Annotated in this window: 17 protein-coding genes, 1 tRNA gene and 1 pseudogene; 4 read left to right on the top strand and 15 right to left on the bottom strand. The window is 62.8% G+C overall.

Annotation, left to right across the window (positions count from 1 at the left end):
- Window positions 1-2: 2 nt before the first annotated feature.
- The gene (locus tag FHS89_RS05755) at window positions 3-494 is read right to left on the bottom strand and encodes a P-loop nucleotide/nucleoside kinase family protein (protein WP_184009469.1); all 492 of its coding nucleotides are present in this window, start codon (window positions 492-494) and stop codon (window positions 3-5) included.
- 369 nt (window positions 495-863) lie between these two features.
- Between FHS89_RS05755 and FHS89_RS05750 the strand changes: the two genes are divergently transcribed.
- Both FHS89_RS05750 and FHS89_RS05745 read left to right on the top strand, forming a co-directional pair.
- Window positions 864-3,128 carry a glycosyltransferase gene (locus FHS89_RS05750; RefSeq protein ID WP_184009467.1) on the top strand — a complete coding sequence of 755 codons (2,265 nt, stop codon included), beginning with the start codon at window positions 864-866 and terminating at the stop codon, window positions 3,126-3,128.
- Window positions 3,101-3,502, top strand: a pseudogene (locus FHS89_RS05745) (MmcB family DNA repair protein); the annotation flags it as partial. The gene FHS89_RS05750 and the pseudogene FHS89_RS05745, both read left to right, overlap by 28 nt.
- Before the next feature lie 102 nt (window positions 3,503-3,604).
- Here FHS89_RS05745 and FHS89_RS16185 read toward each other — a convergent pair.
- Window positions 3,605-3,838 carry a DUF6324 family protein gene (locus FHS89_RS16185; RefSeq protein ID WP_221229299.1) on the bottom strand — a complete coding sequence of 78 codons (234 nt, stop codon included), beginning with the start codon at window positions 3,836-3,838 and terminating at the stop codon, window positions 3,605-3,607.
- Between the two features lie 110 nt (window positions 3,839-3,948).
- On the opposite strand from FHS89_RS16185, the gene FHS89_RS05740 reads away from it, so the two are divergent.
- Window positions 3,949-4,025 (top strand) — tRNA-His (locus FHS89_RS05740).
- Window positions 4,026-4,033: 8 nt separating this feature from the next.
- Here the strand turns inward: FHS89_RS05740 and FHS89_RS05735 are convergent.
- From FHS89_RS05735 to FHS89_RS05710, 6 genes are all read right to left on the bottom strand, one after another.
- Window positions 4,034-5,272 carry a glycerate kinase type-2 family protein gene (locus FHS89_RS05735; protein ID WP_184009465.1) on the bottom strand — a complete coding sequence of 413 codons (1,239 nt, stop codon included), beginning with the start codon at window positions 5,270-5,272 and terminating at the stop codon, window positions 4,034-4,036.
- On the bottom strand, window positions 5,269-5,817 hold the full coding sequence (locus tag FHS89_RS05730; RefSeq protein WP_184009463.1) for a sarcosine oxidase subunit gamma: 549 nt from the start codon (window positions 5,815-5,817) through the stop codon (window positions 5,269-5,271). The genes FHS89_RS05735 and FHS89_RS05730 overlap by 4 nt, the downstream gene beginning before the upstream one ends.
- Entirely contained in the window at window positions 5,810-8,731 is a 2,922-nt protein-coding gene (locus FHS89_RS05725) for a sarcosine oxidase subunit alpha family protein (RefSeq protein ID WP_184009461.1), read from the bottom strand. Before FHS89_RS05725 ends, FHS89_RS05730 begins: the two co-directional genes overlap by 8 nt.
- Window positions 8,728-8,982: a sarcosine oxidase subunit delta gene (locus tag FHS89_RS05720; RefSeq protein WP_184009459.1), complete on the bottom strand. Its 255-nt coding sequence runs from the start codon at window positions 8,980-8,982 to the stop codon at window positions 8,728-8,730. Before FHS89_RS05720 ends, FHS89_RS05725 begins: the two co-directional genes overlap by 4 nt.
- A 10-nt stretch (window positions 8,983-8,992) precedes the next feature.
- A complete protein-coding gene (locus tag FHS89_RS05715; protein WP_184009457.1) occupies window positions 8,993-10,243 on the bottom strand; it encodes a sarcosine oxidase subunit beta family protein in 1,251 nt (416 codons plus the stop codon).
- Between the two features lie 96 nt (window positions 10,244-10,339).
- A complete protein-coding gene (locus tag FHS89_RS05710; protein ID WP_184009455.1) occupies window positions 10,340-11,149 on the bottom strand; it encodes a hydroxypyruvate isomerase family protein in 810 nt (269 codons plus the stop codon).
- 149 nt (window positions 11,150-11,298) lie between these two features.
- Between FHS89_RS05710 and FHS89_RS05705 the strand changes: the two genes are divergently transcribed.
- Entirely contained in the window at window positions 11,299-12,078 is a 780-nt protein-coding gene (locus tag FHS89_RS05705; RefSeq protein ID WP_184009453.1) for an ion transporter, read from the top strand.
- Here the strand turns inward: FHS89_RS05705 and FHS89_RS05700 are convergent.
- The 7 genes from FHS89_RS05700 to FHS89_RS05670 form a co-directional block, all read right to left on the bottom strand.
- On the bottom strand, window positions 12,075-12,833 hold the full coding sequence (locus tag FHS89_RS05700; protein WP_184009451.1) for a TIGR02186 family protein: 759 nt from the start codon (window positions 12,831-12,833) through the stop codon (window positions 12,075-12,077). The two genes, FHS89_RS05705 and FHS89_RS05700, sit on opposite strands and share 4 nt — an antisense overlap.
- Window positions 12,833-13,750 carry a sulfite exporter TauE/SafE family protein gene (locus tag FHS89_RS05695; protein WP_184009449.1) on the bottom strand — a complete coding sequence of 306 codons (918 nt, stop codon included), beginning with the start codon at window positions 13,748-13,750 and terminating at the stop codon, window positions 12,833-12,835. The genes FHS89_RS05700 and FHS89_RS05695 overlap by 1 nt, the downstream gene beginning before the upstream one ends.
- A gap of 79 nt (window positions 13,751-13,829) precedes the next feature.
- Entirely contained in the window at window positions 13,830-14,612 is a 783-nt protein-coding gene (locus FHS89_RS05690) for a PhnD/SsuA/transferrin family substrate-binding protein (protein ID WP_184009447.1), read from the bottom strand.
- The gene (locus FHS89_RS05685; RefSeq protein WP_184009445.1) at window positions 14,609-15,532 is read right to left on the bottom strand and encodes a fatty acid desaturase; all 924 of its coding nucleotides are present in this window, start codon (window positions 15,530-15,532) and stop codon (window positions 14,609-14,611) included. The genes FHS89_RS05690 and FHS89_RS05685 overlap by 4 nt, the downstream gene beginning before the upstream one ends.
- A gap of 45 nt (window positions 15,533-15,577) precedes the next feature.
- Window positions 15,578-16,045 carry a 23S rRNA (pseudouridine(1915)-N(3))-methyltransferase RlmH gene (gene rlmH / locus FHS89_RS05680; protein ID WP_184009443.1) on the bottom strand — a complete coding sequence of 156 codons (468 nt, stop codon included), beginning with the start codon at window positions 16,043-16,045 and terminating at the stop codon, window positions 15,578-15,580.
- Between the two features lie 3 nt (window positions 16,046-16,048).
- Entirely contained in the window at window positions 16,049-16,447 is a 399-nt protein-coding gene (rsfS, locus tag FHS89_RS05675; protein ID WP_184009440.1) for a ribosome silencing factor, read from the bottom strand.
- 118 nt (window positions 16,448-16,565) lie between these two features.
- A complete protein-coding gene (locus FHS89_RS05670) occupies window positions 16,566-17,249 on the bottom strand; it encodes a GNAT family N-acetyltransferase (RefSeq protein ID WP_184009438.1) in 684 nt (227 codons plus the stop codon).
- Window positions 17,250-17,274: the final 25 nt, after the last annotated feature.

Raw genomic sequence — 17,274 nt, 5'->3', positions numbered from 1 at the left:
GCTCACCCGGGATATTCCCGCATGACAAATCCTTCCGCCGCCGTCGGGAATTCGATCATTTTGTTTAGCGCGTGGAACTGCTCCTCCGTCGCGGCGAAGGGATGCTCGCCTTTGGCATTGCGCGCGCGCAACCGCTCAAGACACAAATCATCGGGCAGGTTGAGCACATGCAGCACATGATCGGCATCGACCTGACCGAGAATGCGGCGCGGCCAGTCCCGTGCCTTGACCGTGTTGGCCGAGAAATCCAGCACGACCGACAATCCAGCCTCCAAAAGGGAGACGATATGCGGTGTCATGGCGCTGCGCAGCTTACGGGTGCAGCGCAGGTAATCTTGGACCGTGGACAACTCATCGGCATAGAGCGCCTTGAGCCAGATATCCTCCTCAATCAGCACCGTTTGCGGGGCAGCGGAAAGGGATTTCGCGAGGGTGGATTTGCCTGCGGCCGCCTTTCCGCACAGGAAATGCAGCGTCGGTTTGGTCTGTGTCATGGGCCGTGTCTCAACTGGTGCTAGAGCGGTGGATGAACCGCAAACCGCACCCAAAAGGCAAGTCACAGTTTCGCGCGCGACACCCCAGTGATGAAAGCAAAAGCGGCGGGTCCATCGCGACCGTGGGGCGTTTGATCCTCGAGGCCTGGTATACCAGGTGGGCGCCAGATACGATAGGCCAGGGCCAGTCGCAGAGCCAGCTCCCTTCGAGTTTCGTTAGGGCCTCCGGGATGCTTTCCCACACGAGAAGGACAGCACCCGCCTGATCCGCAACATAGGCATGGAGAGGGCAAAAGAACAGGGGCTGATAACCGGGAATTAACTCCCCCTGCCCTAAAGCGGACGCATCACCACTCAGCGGACCCGCCGATGTCAAAGCCCGAGACCAAATCGCTGCTGCCCAATCACGTCGCCATTATCGGGCGTTGGCCGCCGGATCGGTCGCGCGCAGCCCTCATGGCCGGGCAGGCCGCGGCCGTGTTGTCGGATGCGGGCTGCATGGTCACACGCTGGGGCCTGCCCGGTGATCTGCTTGCCCCCTTACGGCTCGCAGCACAGACGCGCACGCGGGCGGCTCAGACCCGCGCCAAACTGGCTGAAGGACCAGCGCCTGATCACGTCATTTGCTTTCTTGGCCCGATCCTGCGCAATTCCACCCCATGGCCCGAACGGTATCGCCGGCTCGTCCTGCTGCACCATATGGCGCGGGGGCGGCGGGTGGAGATGGTGCTGCCGCCAATCCGCGAAGCGACCCTGCTGAAGGCGGCGGCGATGGTGATCTTCCTGGCTCGGCTCTGGGTCTGTGGCGCGCGTATCGGCATCTGGCGCCCGTCGCGTGGGATCAGGCCGCTTCTGGTGTCACGCTTTGGCCTGACCCGCCCTGTACCCGCGCGAGAGGCACTGCCGCTCCATCCGCTTCTTCCCGCAGACCGTGCCGCGAATGCACCGATGACGCTGGCTGATCTGGGGCTGACAGATGTCCTCCACCGGTTCTTGGGCGCTGTTCTGGACAGCCCTACGCTGCTGGCGCGCAGGGCGCAGGATCAACAGGGCCGCGCCGTCGCGCACCGTGTGACATGGGCAGAGGACGGCACGCCGGTCACGGCTTACATGGATCATCTGGCCCATGTGTTTCATCGCCACCGCGCGACGCCAGACCGACGACGCGGGCGCAAGCTGCTCTCATGGTATCTGGACGGCGCGGTTGGAAGACTGCCGAATGCTGCCGTGCCAATCCCACAGGGGTTGCAGGACGCGTTGGCCGGGGCCTTTCGCCCGAAGGTGACACCGCCCCCGACACGACCCGCCGAACGATTGGCAAACGCGTTCGCCGCACTTCTTGACGGGCAAACGGGTGCAGATGGGGCTGAGGCGCGTTTCCTGCGGGGCAGTTGCGGAAAGGATCATGGGATCACCCGCGCAATGGCGCTCAGCGCCGTTCATTTCGGGTTCTGCGGTGCAAAGGCGGAGATACCGGAATGGTTCGCGCATAGGATCGTGCCGCGCTTTCCTGCCTTGGCGGATTTCATGCCCGCTCTGCCCCCTGCCCCCGCGACGATCACCGTCATCCATGACGATGGGGAAACCGGGCTTGCCCGCAACGGGCGGATGAGCCGCGATGCGATTGCGCGATTGGGGCTGGATGGCCCGATGCCCGCCTGTCGCTTGACGCGGCCCGTCATGCTCTATCACGTCAATGCCGATCAGATCCCACAACGCATCTTCACCGATCCCGGCCCGCCGGGCAGTTACCGGATTGGCTATCTTCTGTGGGAGTTTGACCAGATGCCCAAGGCGCATCGCCTTGCCTTGGACCTGCTGGACGAAATCTGGGTGCCGACACATTTTGTTGCCGATATCTATCGCGCCCATACCGACAAACCGGTGGTCGTGATGGGCAAAGCCATCGAATTGGCCGCCATCACCCCCACCCCTCCATCGTCCCGCTTCACTGCGATCATGGCGTTTGATGCGGCGTCCTCCGTCGCCCGGAAAAACCCGCTGGCGGCGGTCAACGCGTTTCAGGCGGCGTTTCCCGACCGAACGGATGACTGCCGGTTGCTCATCAAAACGACCCCGATCGGGGCGGGACATTGGGGCGACCCTGAAGGGCAGATGTCTGAGATCCACCATCGCGCCGCCGCTGATCCGCGGATCGACGTGATCCATGCCAATTGGCCTTTCGCCAAACTCATGCGGGAGATTGCGGCGGCGGATGTGCTGCTCTCCCCCCATCGCGCGGAAGGGTTCGGCTATTTGCCCGCCTTCGCCATGGCGCTGCAAACCCCCGTGATCGCGTCGGATTATTCGGGTACGCGGGATTTTCTGTCAGCCGATACCGGCTTCCCCATCCCGGTCACGCAAACACCCGTGCCGCGCGAGGCGATGCTTTACCCCTGCGATGGCGCGCTTTGGGCAGAGGTGGACGAGGCTGCATTGGCCCAGACTTTGGCCGCGCTCCGCGCCGATCCTGCCCTTGCACGGCATAAGGTAACGGCCGCCGCCAGCCTTATCGCGCGCGATTACGGGCCAAGCCGCCTGTCGGCGCGTTATCAGGCGCGGCTCATGGAATTGGGGATCATGTCGCCCGCCCAAACCGGCACGGAATGGTCATTGGCTGCCACCCCATATTGACGCTGTGTTCCTGTTATGTTTCCATTTTACTTATGGAAACTCTCGCCCCCGGATTTGCGCTTGCCCGTGGCGTCTGGCGCCAGCTTGACACGCTGGGGATGACGGCCATCCCGGAATTCACGCCCAAACGCGGGCTGCGCGTCGATCTGATCGCGCTCAGCCCAAAGGGGGAAATCTGGATTATCGAGTGCAAATCCGGACTGGCCGATTATCGCACCGATCAGAAATGGTCAGGGTATCTGGAATGGTGTGATCGTTTCTTTTGGGCAGTCGATTCGGATTTTCCCGATCACATCCTGCCCGATGAAACCGGGCTGATCCGCGCGGATCGCCACGATGCGGCAATCATTCGGGACGCCCCGCTCACGCCATTGCCCGCCGCCCGGCGCAAGGCGCAAGGCGCTCACGCTCAAAATCGCGCAGACCGCATCCCGCAGGCTGCACCATTTTGTCGATCCGCCAACGAGAACCCCGCTTTAGCGTTTTTTCTTGCCGGGCTTGTTTTTGCCCTTACCCGACCCCTGCGCGCCAATGCTGCGGGCGCGTTCGGCGGCGGCGCGCAGTTCCTCGGCGATTTCGTCAGCCTCATCGGGATCGAAATCGAACGGCAGGTCAATGCCGTCGCCCTCAATATAGATTCGCACCTGACCCAGCGTCGTTGGCCCGATCTGCAAATTTGCGGCGATGTCACTTTCCGAGTTGATCCCCATCGGAGCCTCCCTGCGTTTCACAAACGTGACCTAGGCCGCAAAACTCCGCGATGCAAGAGCCCGAAAGCCTCTTGCAATCGCGCGAAACGGGCGGTATCCCGCCCTCCAGTGCCGACGTAGCTCAGTAGGTTAGAGCACCAGATTGTGGATCTGGGGGTCCCCCGTTCGAGCCGGGGCGTCGGTACCATTCCTCCCTTACAGGATCAGAATGGCGCGGAAGTCGTTGACATTGGTCAGCGTCGGCCCGGTCACCACCTGACCGCCCACGGCCTCGAAAAACCCATGGCCGTCATAATCCGCCATCGCGGCAGCAAGCGTATCCAGCGGCGTGTCGGGGCGCAGGATCGCCCCCGCCACCTCCGCCGCGCCATCCACGCCATCCGTATCACAGGCAATCGCCCAGACGCCCGGATTGGCGGCGGCAAACCCCATCAGAAACTCGACATTGCGCCCACCACGACCCGCAGCCCCTTTCGGGAGCGTCACAGTCGTCTCTCCGCCAGAAATGAGCACGCAGGGCGGCCTGATGGGCTGACCATGCTGGGTGCAGGATGCCGCGATCCCGGCCATCACTTTGCCAACGACCCGCGCCTCCCCCTCCAGCGCATCGCCCAGAATAAGGAGCGCGATCCCAGCCGCCTCCGCCACCCGCGCTGCCGCCAATAACGACGCCTGCGGTGCCGCAATGATCTGTGTGCTGGCCCGGGACAGGCGCGGATCATCCGGCGCGGGCGATTCGTTGGCCGGGTCATTGAGCGCTGCGATCACGCTTTGAGGCAGCACCATCGCATAACGCGCAACAATCTCCCGCGCCTGCGCCAGCGTCGTTTCATCCCCGACCGTCGGGCCAGAGGCGATATCAGCCGGATCATCCCCCGGCACATCAGAAATCACCAGCGTGTGGCAAGCCGCCGGAAAAGCCGCCGCCGCCAGCCGCCCGCCCTTCACCGCGCTGACATGTTTGCGCACGCAATTCATCTCATCAATCGAGGCACCCGAGGCCAAAAGCGCGCGATTGAGCGCCTGCTTGTCGGCCAAGGAAACGCCCGCGCAGGGCGCCGTCAACAGCGACGATCCCCCGCCGGAAATGAGCGCGACCATCACGTCACCGTCGCCAAGGCTATCCGCGATTTCGAGCATCCGGCGCGCGGCATCCGCGCCCGCCGCGTCCGGGACGGGGTGGGCGGCTTCGACGATCTCGATACTCTCACAAGGCACGGCATGATCGTATCGCGTGACAACCAGCCCGCTCAGCGGGCCATCCCATGCCTGCTCGAATGCGCGCGCCATCGCGGCGGACGCTTTCCCGGCCCCGACCACCACAAGCCGCCCTTCGGGCCGCGCCGGCAGGAAATCAGAAATCACCTTGTCCGGGAGCGCCGCATCGACAGCGGCCTGAAACATGGAGCGGAGGAGCGTTTCCGGATCGGTCATTCCATCTCTTTCTGCGCGGCGACGGATGTCAGCGCGACAGAGATATCATGCGCCATCGTTCCGGCAAAGGAGCGCATGACGCAGACAATCACTCCATCCGTCACGCCATAAACGATCGCCATCATATGCCCGACCTCAGAGCGGAGCGCGCGGCCCGGCACCATCAGCGCAGGATCAACCGGGCAAAGCCGTGCCATCACCTCCTGCCAGCCCGCACCCGTGAGCCGCAGCCAGCCCCATCCATCGGTCTGGTCAGTGACAGCAGCGATCCCGTCAAGATTAAGCGGGAGGGGCGCGTCTGAAATCACGAAACATTCGTCCAGACCGGTCCAGAGCGCGGCGGCATGTGCAGCCTCCACCGCCTCACCCGCATCGGGAAACCGCAGCCCGTGGTGCGAGAGGGCCTTTGACACCGCCGCCTGCTGGCCACGATAGGGTGCCACGGACATAACGGAACCCGGGATCACTTCGACCGCTTTGAACGGGCCTGCCGTCACGGGAAGCCGCCCGGAAAACGGGCTTTGTGCGCGCAAGATATCAGCCACGAAGCTTGCCTCCCTCTTGGTCATAAAACATCGGCGCGGTCACGTCGCACAGCGTTTCCGTCCCCTTGGTGCGGTCCACCACGCGCACCGTTTCGCCATGCCGCGCGCGCCCGTTTTTGAGGAACGCATAGGCAATCCGGTGCCCGAATGTGGGGGAGTAGCAGGCGGAACTGAGCCAGCCCTGATCGGTATCAGGGGTGATCTCCGCCTTCAGGGCAAAAAGATGCGCGCCCGCATGAAGGGCTGCCGCATCGGGATTGAGTGGTCTTAGCCCGACAAGCTGGCAGCGCTCAGGTCCGTGCAGGCCCGGGCGTTCGCTCATCACCTTGCCCACGCAGTCCTTCTTTGCCGACACCATGCGGCCCATGCCGATATCATCGGCCGTCACGCGCCCGTCGATTTCAGCGTGGGTGATGTAGCCCTTCTCGATGCGCAGCACATTGAGCGCCTCCATCCCGTAAAGGCCACCGCCCAGCGCCTCTGCCCGCTCGGTCAGCGCGCGCGCCAATGCATCGCCATAGCGGGCAGGCACGGCAACCTCATAGGCATGTTCACCGCTAAAGGAGATGCGGAACAGCCGCCCCGGCACGCCGAGCACCGTCACCGCACCGCACCCCATATAGGGGAAGCTCTCATCCGACACGTCCTCCGCCACCACATCCCGGATAAGATCGCGCGCCTTTGGCCCAGCGACCGCAAACTGCGCCCATTGATCAGTTACAGAGATGAAACGCACGTCCAATTCGGGCCACAGAACCTGCTGGCAGAATTGCAGATGCACCATCACCTGCCCCGCTGCGGCGGTCGTGGTGGTCATGACATAATGCTGATCACCCAGCCGCGCACAGGTGCCGTCATCCATCACGAAGCCGTCTTCGCGCAGCATCAGGCCATAGCGCACCCGGCCCACTTTCAGCGTTGAGAACATGTTGGTATAGACCCGATCAAGGAACACGGCGGCATCCGGCCCCTGAATGTCGATCTTGCCCAATGTGGTCACATCCGCGACGCCAACGGTTTCGCGCACCATGGTGGTTTCGCGGTTGCAGGCAGCGAGCCAATCCTCCCCCGGCTGCGGGAACCACGCCGCGCGATGCCAAAGGCCCGCCTCGATGAACTCCGCGCCGCGCTCTCGGCTCAACGCATCAGATGGGGTCAGACGGTGCGGGCGAAACGTATCGCGCGCCGCGCGCCCTGCAAAGGCCGCGATCGGCACGGGCGTGTAGGGCGGGCGGAAGGTCGTTGTGCCGACCTCCGGGATGTCGCGGCCCGTCAGGCGCGCCATAATGGCCAAGGCCCCGACATTCGACAGCTTGCCCTGATCGGTCGCCATGCCGAGTGTCGTGTAGCGTTTCATATGCTCGACCGAGCGGAAGTTTTCCTGATGCGCGGCCTTCACATCCTTTACCGACACATCGTTTTGCGGATCAAGGAACGCACGACCCGGCCCCTCCACATGCCAGAACGGGGTGATTTCAAAGGTGGCGTCCTCAGCCTGCGGCACCTTGATCGGTTTGATATCCAGCGCCTCTGCCGCAGCCTGTGCGCCACTGCGCAACGCGCCATGGGTGGAGAACATACCATTGGCCGCCCCGGCCGCAATAAGGCCCGGCACAGCACCAGGGCGCGGGACGAAAGCCGCGATATCCTCGCTCCAATCCGGGCGGCCATTCATGTGGCAGGTCAGATGCACCGACGGGTTCCACCCGCCCGATACGGCAAGGCAATCGGCATCCACCTTGATCTCCGCCCCATCGGGTTTGCGCACGGTGATATTGTCGAGCCCGAGCCGCCCATGGGCGCGAGTGACGACACCGCCATGGATCATCCGGCAGGGCAGATCGTGCTGGGTATGCGCGCGCGGGTCGATCACCGCCGTCACGGTCACACCCGCCGCGATCAGATCCGCCGCCGTGCGCCACCCGTCGTCATTATTGGTGAACACCGCCACTTTGCGGCCCGGTGCCACGCCGTAGCGGTGCAGATAGCTGCGCACGGCACTTGCCTGCATCACGCCGGGGCGGTCATTGTCGCGAAACGCGATCATCCGCTCATGCGCCCCACCAGCAAGCACCGTCCGCCCCGCCGCGATCCGCCAAAAGGTCGCGCGCGGCGCACCCTGCGGCAGGGAGGGCAAGTGTTCGGCCACCTGTTCCAGCGCGCCGAACGTGCCGCCATCATAGGCGCCGGTCACGGTCGTGCGGCGCATCAGGCGCACATTGGGTGCGGCGGCCAGCTCCGCGATCACGCTGGCCACCCAAGCCGGGCCGGGCTGGCCCGCGACCTCCTCCGCCTCTGCATTGAGCCGCCCGCCGAACGCGAAATCTTCCTCCGCGAGGATCACCCGCTTGCCCGCCCGCGCGCCCGTGAGTGCAGCCATCAGCCCCGCCGGGCCAGAGCCGATCACCAACAGATCGCAATGCAAGAACCCGGTGTCATAAGACTGCCCATCATCCTGCCCCGACAGCGCGCCAAGCCCTGCCGCATGGCGGATCACCGGCTCATAGAGCTTTTCCCAGATCGCTTTGGGCCACATGAACGTCTTGTAGTAAAAGCCCGCCCCGAGGAAGGGCGCGAGCAGGTCATTGACCTCCATCACATCAAGGCCGAGCGATGGCCACGCGTTCTGGCTGCGCGCAACCAACCCGTCATAAAGCTCCTGCGTGGTGGCGCGGGTGTTGGGATTGGCGGCGGCCCCCTGCCCGATGGTCATGAGCGCGTTCGGCTCCTCCGACCCGGCGGTGACGATCCCGCGCGGACGGTGGTATTTGAAACTGCGCCCGATCAGTCGGATGTCATTGGCCAAGAGGGCAGAGGCAAGCGTATCCCCCGCGAACCCGCCATAGGACCGCCCGTCAAATTCGAACCGCACGGGGCTGCTGCGGTCGATCTGCCCGAACCCCTGTAGCCTCATGACCGTGCCTCCCGCGCGAGGGCCACGCTCAGAACCTCATGGGTCACGGTATCGCGGCGGACCTTGAGCCAGCCGCCACAGCCCGCGCCGTGGTGCCACAACTCGTCATGGGGGCCAGCGGGGTTTTCGCGGATATGGACATAGTCATGAAAGCCCTCGGGCGTGGTTGGGCGATCCGTCAGCACCGCATCGCCGCGATAGGAGAATTCGCGCACATCGCGCGGGCCGCATAGGGGGCAGGTTAAACGCATTCTCTCTCCCTCAATGCAAATTCGGCTGCGCGCCGGTGGTTTCTTCGTCGATGACATGGCCTGTCTCGAACCGGTTCAGGAGATGCTTGGTCGAGGCTTTGTGGTGGTTGCCCGTCGCGATCAGATGGGCAAATACATGGCCCGATCCCGGCACCGCCTTGAACCCGCCATAGCACCAGCCGCCATTCAGAAAGAGCCCCTCCACCGGCGTGCGGTCGATGATCGGGGAGCCGTCCATCGTCATATCCATGATCCCACCCCATGAGCGCAGTACGCGCGCCTTCCCGATCATCGGGACCATGCTCATGCCCGCCTGCATCACATGCTCCACCGCAGGTAGGTTCCCGCGAGCGGCATAGGAATTGTAGAAATCAAGGTCGCCGCCAAACACTAACCCGCCCTTATCCGACTGGCTGAGATAGAAATGCCCCATGCCGAAGGTCACGACACCGGGGATGATCGGTTTCAGCCCCTCGGTGACGAAGGCTTGCAGGACATGGCTTTCAATCGGCAGGCGCAGTCCGGCCATCTGCCCGACCTGCGTTGTGCGGCCCGCCACAGCCATGCCGACTTTGCCTGCGCCGATGAAACCGCGTGTCGTCTCCACCCCTTTAATGCGGCCCTGTTCGATCCTGAAGCCCGTCACCTCGCAATTCTGGATGATGTCCACCCCGCGCATGTCCGCCCCACGCGCATAGCCCCACGCGACCGCATCGTGCCGCGCGGTGCCACCCCGCCGGTGCAACAAACCGCCCCGGATGGGGAAACGTTCATTGTCGAAATTGAGGAAGGGCGCGTAATCGCGCACCTGACGGCGGCTCAACACCTCCGCATCATCGCCCTGGATCAGCATGGTGTTCGCCCGCCGGGTAAAGGCATCGCGCTGGCCATCGGAATGGCACAGGTTCAGCACATGCCGCTGGGACATCATGGTGTTGTAGTTCAACTCCTGCTCCATCCCCTCCCACAGTTTCAGGGAATGGGAGTAGAATTCGGAATTGCCCGGAAGCCCGTAATTGGCGCGCACGATCGTTGTGTTGCGCCCTACATTGCCGCCGCCGATATAGCCCTTTTCGAGCACAGCGACATTGGTGATCCCGTGCTCCTTAGCCAGATAGAATGCCGTGGCCAGCCCATGACCACCGCCGCCAATGATGATCACGTCATATGCGGATTTCGGCTCAGGATCGCGCCAATGGGGTTTCCATCCCTTGTTGCCAGTCAGGCCCTGTTTGATGATTTCCCAAGCTGAAAACTGCATACCGCATCCCCGTCCGTCCTTGGCACAGGAAAGCCCGTGACCGATCCGGCTGCAAGGATGAAACCGACGATGGGGCGTCGTTTTTCGGCGGTGGGGTCAACGCGCGGCGTGCGGCTCTAGGGTGGGGATGACCTCCTCCAGCCATTTCAGCCCGTGCAGCGTGCCAGCAACCGGTGTGTAATCCAGCCCCACAGTCACATCCGGGGACAAAAGGGCCACATCCCGCAACAGATCGGCAAAGGGCAGCACCCCGCAATCCGGCTCATGCCCCCCCGGCACCCCGGCGATCCGGTAATAGCTGACCTCATGCGCCAAGGCGGCGAGCCACGGCTGCACATCGCCATGGATGCGCGCGCAATCCATGATGGAGAACAAGAGCCCCGCATCACCGCCACGATCCCGCACCGCGTTCAGGGCATGGGCCGCACCAGCGTAGCTGTCGAGGAAATAAGCCGGGCAGTCATCAGGGTTGCGCGGTTGCACGACCACCGTCACCCCGTCCTCCGCGCAGCGCCGCGCGGCATAGGCCACATTGTCGAGATAGAGCGTGCGCAGCGCCCCGCGCTTTGCCCCCTCTGGCACCAGCCCGGCGGGGCAATGGATCACCGGCACTTTCAGCGCCTTGGCATAGCGCAGCGCGGTTTCGACGGTCACGCGAAACGCCTCCTCCTCACCGGGCAGACAGGCCAGCCCTTCCTGCCCCGCGCCATCGGCAACAGGCAGATCAATGAGGGACAGCGACACCTCCGCCGCCGCTAACCTGCGGGAGAGCAGATCAATCGGCCAATCATAGGGCTGGGGAAACTCAACCTGCGCAAACCCAGCGGACCGTGCCGCCTGAAATCGGTCCAAAAGCGGGATATCCGCGAACAGCGTCGCGATGTTGGCAGCGAATCTTGACGGCATACCGTGATGCCTCCCGTTGTTTTGTGGCCCGAGATGCGCATGGCGCACCAATTTCCAGTCAACCATGGGCTCAATCCTGCGCCTTGCACTTGATCCCGATCAAACCGAACCACATTTCACGAAAAGGTGTTCTGCCACGGAGTGACCCCATGACCTTGCGAGATCGCGCAACCGCATTGGTTGAGCGCCCCGGCTTTGCCAATTTCATACTTGTGGTCATTGTCGCCAACGCGATCACGCTTGGCCTCGAAACCTCCCCTGCGGTGATGGCGACGGTAGGCGGGCTGTTGCTGACACTGGACAAGATTTTTCTGACAATCTTTGTGGTGGAGATCGCGCTCAAGCTGTTTTCGCAACGGATCGCGTTTTTCAAACGCGGCTGGAACCTGTTTGATTTCGTTGTGGTGGGGATTGCGCTCTTGCCAGACAGCGGCGCGCTGTCAGTGTTGCGCGCGCTGCGCATCCTGCGGGTGTTGCGCATCATCTCCATCGCGCCGCAATTGCGCCGGGTGGTGGAGGGCTTTGTCTCCGCCCTGCCGGGTATGGGGTCGGTGTTCCTGTTGATGGGCCTGATCTTCTACATCGGCGCGGTGATGGCGACGAAGCTGTTTTCCAGCGCCTTTCCTGAATGGTTCGGCTCCATCGGGGCGTCGGGGTATTCGTTGTTTCAAATCATGACGCTCGAATCCTGGTCCATGGGGATCGTGCGCCCGGTGATGGAGGTCTATCCATGGGCGTGGGCGTTTTTCATTCCGTTCATCATGGTGACGACCTTTGCAGTGGTGAACCTGTTGGTCGGTCTGATCGTGAACTCCATGCAGGACGCCCACGCCGAAGAAAGCAATGCGGCGACCGATCAATACCGGGAGGACGTTCTGCGTCGGCTCGAACAGATCGAAAAGCGGCTGCCGCCCGCGAAAGAGGATTAACGCTGGAAGGCGCGGAACACCGCCGCCGCCCCCCATCCCGCGCCAAGGGCGACCAGAATGGACAGGATGCCATAAATCAGCGGCTGTTCATGGGCGAGGTTGTAAATCCACCGCTCCAACCCCGCTTTACGCACCGCGATTGTCGTCTCAAATGCGTCGAGCACGTTCTTGTCCCGCATCAGGTAGACACGGGCCAGATAATCGCCTTCGACCAAATTGGCGGGCAAGGCGATGCGGGTTGAGAACAACGTGTCGGAGGTGAGCTTCACAGCGTCGGGGAGCTGTTTGTAGAGCCCCTCATCCTCCCGAATGCGGATCACCGCCTCCCGAAAGGATTGCACGTTTTCCACATCGGCGGGCGCGTCGATCAGGCGGACAACATGGTCATAGCCGATTTCATACCGCATCCGGTCGGTGAAGCTGACGATATCATCCAACTCCCCAGTTGAGGCGAGCGCCACGAAATGCGGTGCGCGGTCCACTTCCACCGCGTCATTATTGACCCAGATGCCAAATCTGCGGTCCTTGCGGCGCACCATTACCGGGGCTGAGGGGCCAATCACTTTGACGATCACTTCCAGATCGCCCTGATCGGTCGGCGCGGGGGCATCCCGTGACACCGCGCCGAACACGAAAATATCTGACCCTTCAAAGGAGGTGGTGATCGACACGCGGTTCTGGCTGAGGTCGGCCACGACCTGTTCGGCCATCGCGGGGCTTGCCAGCAGCATCAACGCGGTCAGGAGCCAGCGCATCAGTGGCCCCCCGCCGCGCCGAGGGTGTAAAGCTCAGCCGGGGTAACCACGAGGTCAAACAGCAGTTTCGCACAAACCAGCAGCACCATGCCCGCAAGCAGGATGCGCAATTGCTCTGCCTTGAGCTTGACCCCGATCCGCGCGCCGATCTGTGCGCCGATCACGCCGCCGATCAGCAGCAAAAGCGCCAGAACCGCATCAACGGTGAAGTTCTGTGTGGCGTGCAGCAGGGTGGTAAAGCCCGTGACGAACATGATCTGAAACAGCGAGGTGCCAACCACCACATTGGTCGGCATACCCAACAGATAGATCATCGCCGGAACCATGATAAAGCCGCCGCCCACACCCATGATCGCGGCCAGAACACCAACCAGCAGCCCCACCAGAAAAGGCGGAATGGCGGAGATATAAAGGTTTGACGCGCGAAACCGCATCTTCAGAGGCAGACCATGCACCCAAGTGTGCCGCCGCCGGGTCGCGATTTTCTTGCCTGACCGGGATTTGCGGATGGCGTTGAGGCTCTCGATAAACATCAGGCCGCCCACAACGCCGAGGAAGATCACATAGCAGAGTGACACCAGCAATTCGACCTGCCCCAATTCGCGCAGGAACTGGAACAATTCGACACCAAAGAACGACCCGACAAGTCCTCCGGCCAGCAGCACAAGCCCCATCTTGAAATCGACGGTCTTACGCCGCAGATGCGCCAAAACACCGGAAAAGGAGGAGGCGACGATCTGGTTCGCCTCGGTCGCCACGGCGACAGCAGGTGGGATACCGATAAAGATCAGAAGCGGCGTCATCAGAAACCCGCCGCCCACGCCGAACATGCCAGAGAGCAACCCGACAGCACCCCCCAATCCCAGCAGGAGATACGCGTTAACCGCGACCTCTGCGATGGGAAGGTAAATATTCATGGGCGCACCTGAACCGGGCTGAGTCTTATATATGAGTCCTCTTATGAATGGACCAGTTTGCCGCGCCGCACAAGCCGTCTCAACGGTCCTGTTCCGGAATGTCGCAGATAAGTGGCTGTTTTGCCGCCACCGTTGCCATCTTGTCATAAAGCGCTGGGGTTGCGGGCATTATGCTCTGTAGTGAAAGCGCCTCACGAAAGGGTGCCGCCGCATCCTGCGCCATCGCCTCTTTCAACGCGGCAAGCGCCAATGGTGACGCAATACCCGCGCCATGGATAAACGGGACAGATGGAAATTCCGCCGTGCGTGCCAGAACATGCACGCCTTCCGTTTCACCAAGGCGCACGGCAAGCGTGAAGGAGGCGATGTCGATCGCCGCGATATCCCCGCGCCCCTCCCGCACCGCCGCGATGGAGGCGCGATGCGCCCCGGACACGAGCGCACGTTCAAGCACGCGGCCCTGCCCGCCCAACCAATGCCGAAACACATGGCAGCCCGACCAGCTATCCTCGCTATTGATCACGGCCGCTGAAAGCAACCGGTCCAGCGGTGTATCCCGGTCCTCTGCGCGCACGATGATGACGGACGCATAACTGCCCGGCGTCAGGTCCGCAATGTCCCAAACAGGGCGGGCAAACACCTGCGCCGCACCGATATGGCCGCTGACCACATGCCAGCCACAGCATTGCGACACGCGCAGATCCGGCGCGCTCCAGAGGGAGCGCAACGGATCAGCACCGCGCGTCAGATGCATGGGGGCCGCAATACCATGGGCAGACAGCCGGTCGCGCAGCAGCGACCAGAACTGGTCCGTCACACCCTGCACTTCGGGCCAGTCATACATCGGAAGGGCTGCGATCACTGGTCCGTGCGCCGCCGGAAGGGATGAACAATCGGCTCGCGCCGCCGGAACAGATAGCGCCCGATCAGACTGCGATAGCCGCGCACCAGATAGCCACCATTGCGCATCAGCACCGCGTCCCGCTCCTGACGGTAGAGTCTGGGCAGGTCGTACCACGGCACGCTCGGGCGCTCATGATGCACGGCATGGAGCGAATTGTTGAGAAACAGCAGGCGGAAGGGCCATTCCGCCTCGACAATGGCGGAGCGGTGCTCCGGCGCGGCCTCGGCCCGATGCTCGATATAGGTGCGGATCGCGAGCAGCGCATGGGCGGGCCACACCACAGCAAGCAGATAGATCCAGACCGGAACGCCAACGGCCCAAAGCCACACCAGCAAAACCGCCAAGGCGGGCAAATGCAGCAGCCAATGCGCGCGCACCTGCCCGTCGCCCGCGCGGACGCGCGCAAGATCGGCCCGCACCAGCCCGACAAAACCAAGCCATGGGCCGATCACCAGTCGCCCGGCAAAGGTGCCATTAAACCGCAACAGCGCGCGCATCACCGGGTGCAGCACCTCATAATCGCCCTTGGCGATATACCAGCTTTCCGGGTCGTCATAGGGATCGGTCAGCAACGGGTTGTTGTGGTGCCTCAGGTGCATCGCCTTGAACCGGCGATAAGGATAGAGCACCGAGAGCGGCGGAAACACCAAGGCTTCGTTTACCAGCGCGTTGCGCGTCGGGTGCCCATGCAGCACCTCATGTTGCAAGGAGGCATGAAACGTTGCCGCGACGGCGGCGGGCAGCCACCACCAAAACCCCAGCTCCTGATGAAACGCGGTCGCAAGGCCCCAAACGAGGTAACATCCTGCCAAGGCGGCAAGGGTTGGTCCTTCGATACGTTTCAGGGAGAGGGCATTCTGAAATACAAATGTCCTCATATGCGTAGCACTGACCCAAGTTCACGTTTCCGTCAAGAGTGCTGATCATTCACGATGATAGGGCGATCCGGCGAGGATCGAGGCCGCGCGGTAGAGCTGTTCGGCCAGCATGACCCGCGCGAGCATATGCGGCCACACCATCTTACCGAATGAGATCACCAGATCGGCGCGATCCCGCAGCGCCGGGTCCAGCCCATCTGCCCCCCCGATCAGGCACACGCAATCGCGCCGCCCGGCATCACGCCAGCCGCCGAGGGTCTCTGCGAATTGGGGGGAGGTGAGCAGCTTACCCCGCTCATCAAGCGCCACGACAACCGCACCATCGGGAATTTTTGCGAGGAGAAGCTCTGCCTCTGCCGCCATCCCGCCCTTGCGCGCGTCCATATCCACGACAGAGGCAGGGCCAAGGCCAAGCTGCCGACCGGATTTCGTGAACCGGTCGAGATAATCGTCAATCAGCGCCCGTTCCGGGCCGCGTTTCAGCCGCCCGATGGCTGCGATGGTGACGCGCATGGATTACGCGTCGGTGCGGCGGGCCAGCACATCCTCGGGCGACATCCACATCTTTTCGATCTGGTAATAGTCGCGCACTTCGGGGCGGAAAATGTGGACAATCACGTCGCCCGCATCCAGAAGCACCCAGTCCCCCGTCTCCAGACCTTCGACTTTGGTCTGATGGCGGGAGATGCCCTTGAGCTTGTCAATCAGATGCTCGGCCATGGCAGCAACCTGCCGCGAGGAGCGGCCAGAGGCGACAACCATGTGATCCGCCATTTCGGTCTTGCCCTTCAGAGGCACCGAAACAACATCCTCAGCCTTGTCATCTTCGAGTGAATTGAGAACCAGATCCAGCAGTTCCGCCGGGGTCGGTTCGGTCGTGGACACAGGGCGTTCCGCGCGGTTCGCGGCGGTCATCCCGGTAACCTCAGTTGCGTCGGTCAGAGCGACCTCCAATGTTTGAGCGTTAAGTTGTCTTCCAACTAGGTCAGGCTAGCACAGAGCGCAAGGTGGCTCAACGATTGTGGACGTGGTGTCACGAGGCGGGGCGCAGCTCCCGCAGGCTGCGATGCTGCCGTCCGGTCGCGTCGAAATTCTCCGGCGCGAGCCACGCGGCCAGTGCGGCACGCCGCGCGGGCCATTCCTCCCGCAGGATCGAGAACCACGCCACATCCCGTTGCCACCCATCGACAATCGCTGCACGCCGCCATGTACCCTCATGGGTAAACCCCAGCGTTTCCGCCGCTCGAAACGATTTGGCGTTCTGCGCCTGACAGCGCCAGACGAGCCGCTCATAGCCCAGATCATCCATCGCGTGACACATCAAAAGGAACAGCGCCTCGCGCGCAGCACGGGTGCCCTGCAAGGCAGGCGCAAACCAGATGCTGCCAATCTCAATCGCCGCATCCCGTTGATAAATATCGCAAATGGAGGCCCAGCCGCATGGCCCCTGCCCTTCCGGGATCACAGCCCAGAAAGGCTGATCCGCGCGGGTGGACAGATCGCCTAGCAGCGCCCCGAGCTCCGCGCGCTCCGCGAACGGGCCGTATTTTAGGAAGGTAAAGCTATCATCCGCCCCGCGCACCGCATCCCAAAGCGCATCAAGATGGTCCAGCGACAATGGCTCCAACCGGACATAGCGACCGACGAAGGGCCTGCGCTCCGGCATCGGCCAATCTTTCGCATCGGGCAAGAGCCGCCCCAGATCGGTGTCGTCCATGCCTTACCTTTCTATACAAAATCGC

The organism is Rubricella aquisinus (assembly GCF_014199445.1).
Lineage (GTDB): Bacteria > Pseudomonadota > Alphaproteobacteria > Rhodobacterales > Rhodobacteraceae > Rubricella > Rubricella aquisinus.
This window is presented reverse-complemented; position numbering and strand designations above follow the sequence as displayed.

What these genes read in the sequence shown, in the direction of transcription:
- FHS89_RS05735 (WP_184009465.1), bottom strand. Translation starts at nt 5,272, where the DNA reads ATGACCGATCCGGAAACGCTCCTCCGCTCCATGTTTCAGGCCGCTGTC.
- FHS89_RS16185 (WP_221229299.1), bottom strand. Translation starts at nt 3,838, where the DNA reads ATGGGGATCAACTCGGAAAGTGACATCGCCGCAAATTTGCAGATCGGG.
- FHS89_RS05700 (WP_184009451.1), bottom strand. Translation starts at nt 12,833, where the DNA reads ATGCGCTGGCTCCTGACCGCGTTGATGCTGCTGGCAAGCCCCGCGATG.
- FHS89_RS05695 (WP_184009449.1), bottom strand. Translation starts at nt 13,750, where the DNA reads ATGAATATTTACCTTCCCATCGCAGAGGTCGCGGTTAACGCGTATCTC.
- FHS89_RS05725 (WP_184009461.1), bottom strand. Translation starts at nt 8,731, where the DNA reads ATGAGGCTACAGGGGTTCGGGCAGATCGACCGCAGCAGCCCCGTGCGG.
- rsfS (WP_184009440.1), bottom strand. Translation starts at nt 16,447, where the DNA reads ATGACCGCCGCGAACCGCGCGGAACGCCCTGTGTCCACGACCGAACCG.
- FHS89_RS05720 (WP_184009459.1), bottom strand. Translation starts at nt 8,982, where the DNA reads ATGCGTTTAACCTGCCCCCTATGCGGCCCGCGCGATGTGCGCGAATTC.
- FHS89_RS05705 (WP_184009453.1), top strand. Translation starts at nt 11,299, where the DNA reads ATGACCTTGCGAGATCGCGCAACCGCATTGGTTGAGCGCCCCGGCTTT.
- rlmH (WP_184009443.1), bottom strand. Translation starts at nt 16,045, where the DNA reads ATGCGCGTCACCATCGCAGCCATCGGGCGGCTGAAACGCGGCCCGGAA.
- FHS89_RS05685 (WP_184009445.1), bottom strand. Translation starts at nt 15,532, where the DNA reads ATGAGGACATTTGTATTTCAGAATGCCCTCTCCCTGAAACGTATCGAA.
- FHS89_RS05710 (WP_184009455.1), bottom strand. Translation starts at nt 11,149, where the DNA reads ATGCCGTCAAGATTCGCTGCCAACATCGCGACGCTGTTCGCGGATATC.
- FHS89_RS05750 (WP_184009467.1), top strand. Translation starts at nt 864, where the DNA reads ATGTCAAAGCCCGAGACCAAATCGCTGCTGCCCAATCACGTCGCCATT.
- FHS89_RS05670 (WP_184009438.1), bottom strand. Translation starts at nt 17,249, where the DNA reads ATGGACGACACCGATCTGGGGCGGCTCTTGCCCGATGCGAAAGATTGG.
- FHS89_RS05755 (WP_184009469.1), bottom strand. Translation starts at nt 494, where the DNA reads ATGACACAGACCAAACCGACGCTGCATTTCCTGTGCGGAAAGGCGGCC.
- FHS89_RS05715 (WP_184009457.1), bottom strand. Translation starts at nt 10,243, where the DNA reads ATGCAGTTTTCAGCTTGGGAAATCATCAAACAGGGCCTGACTGGCAAC.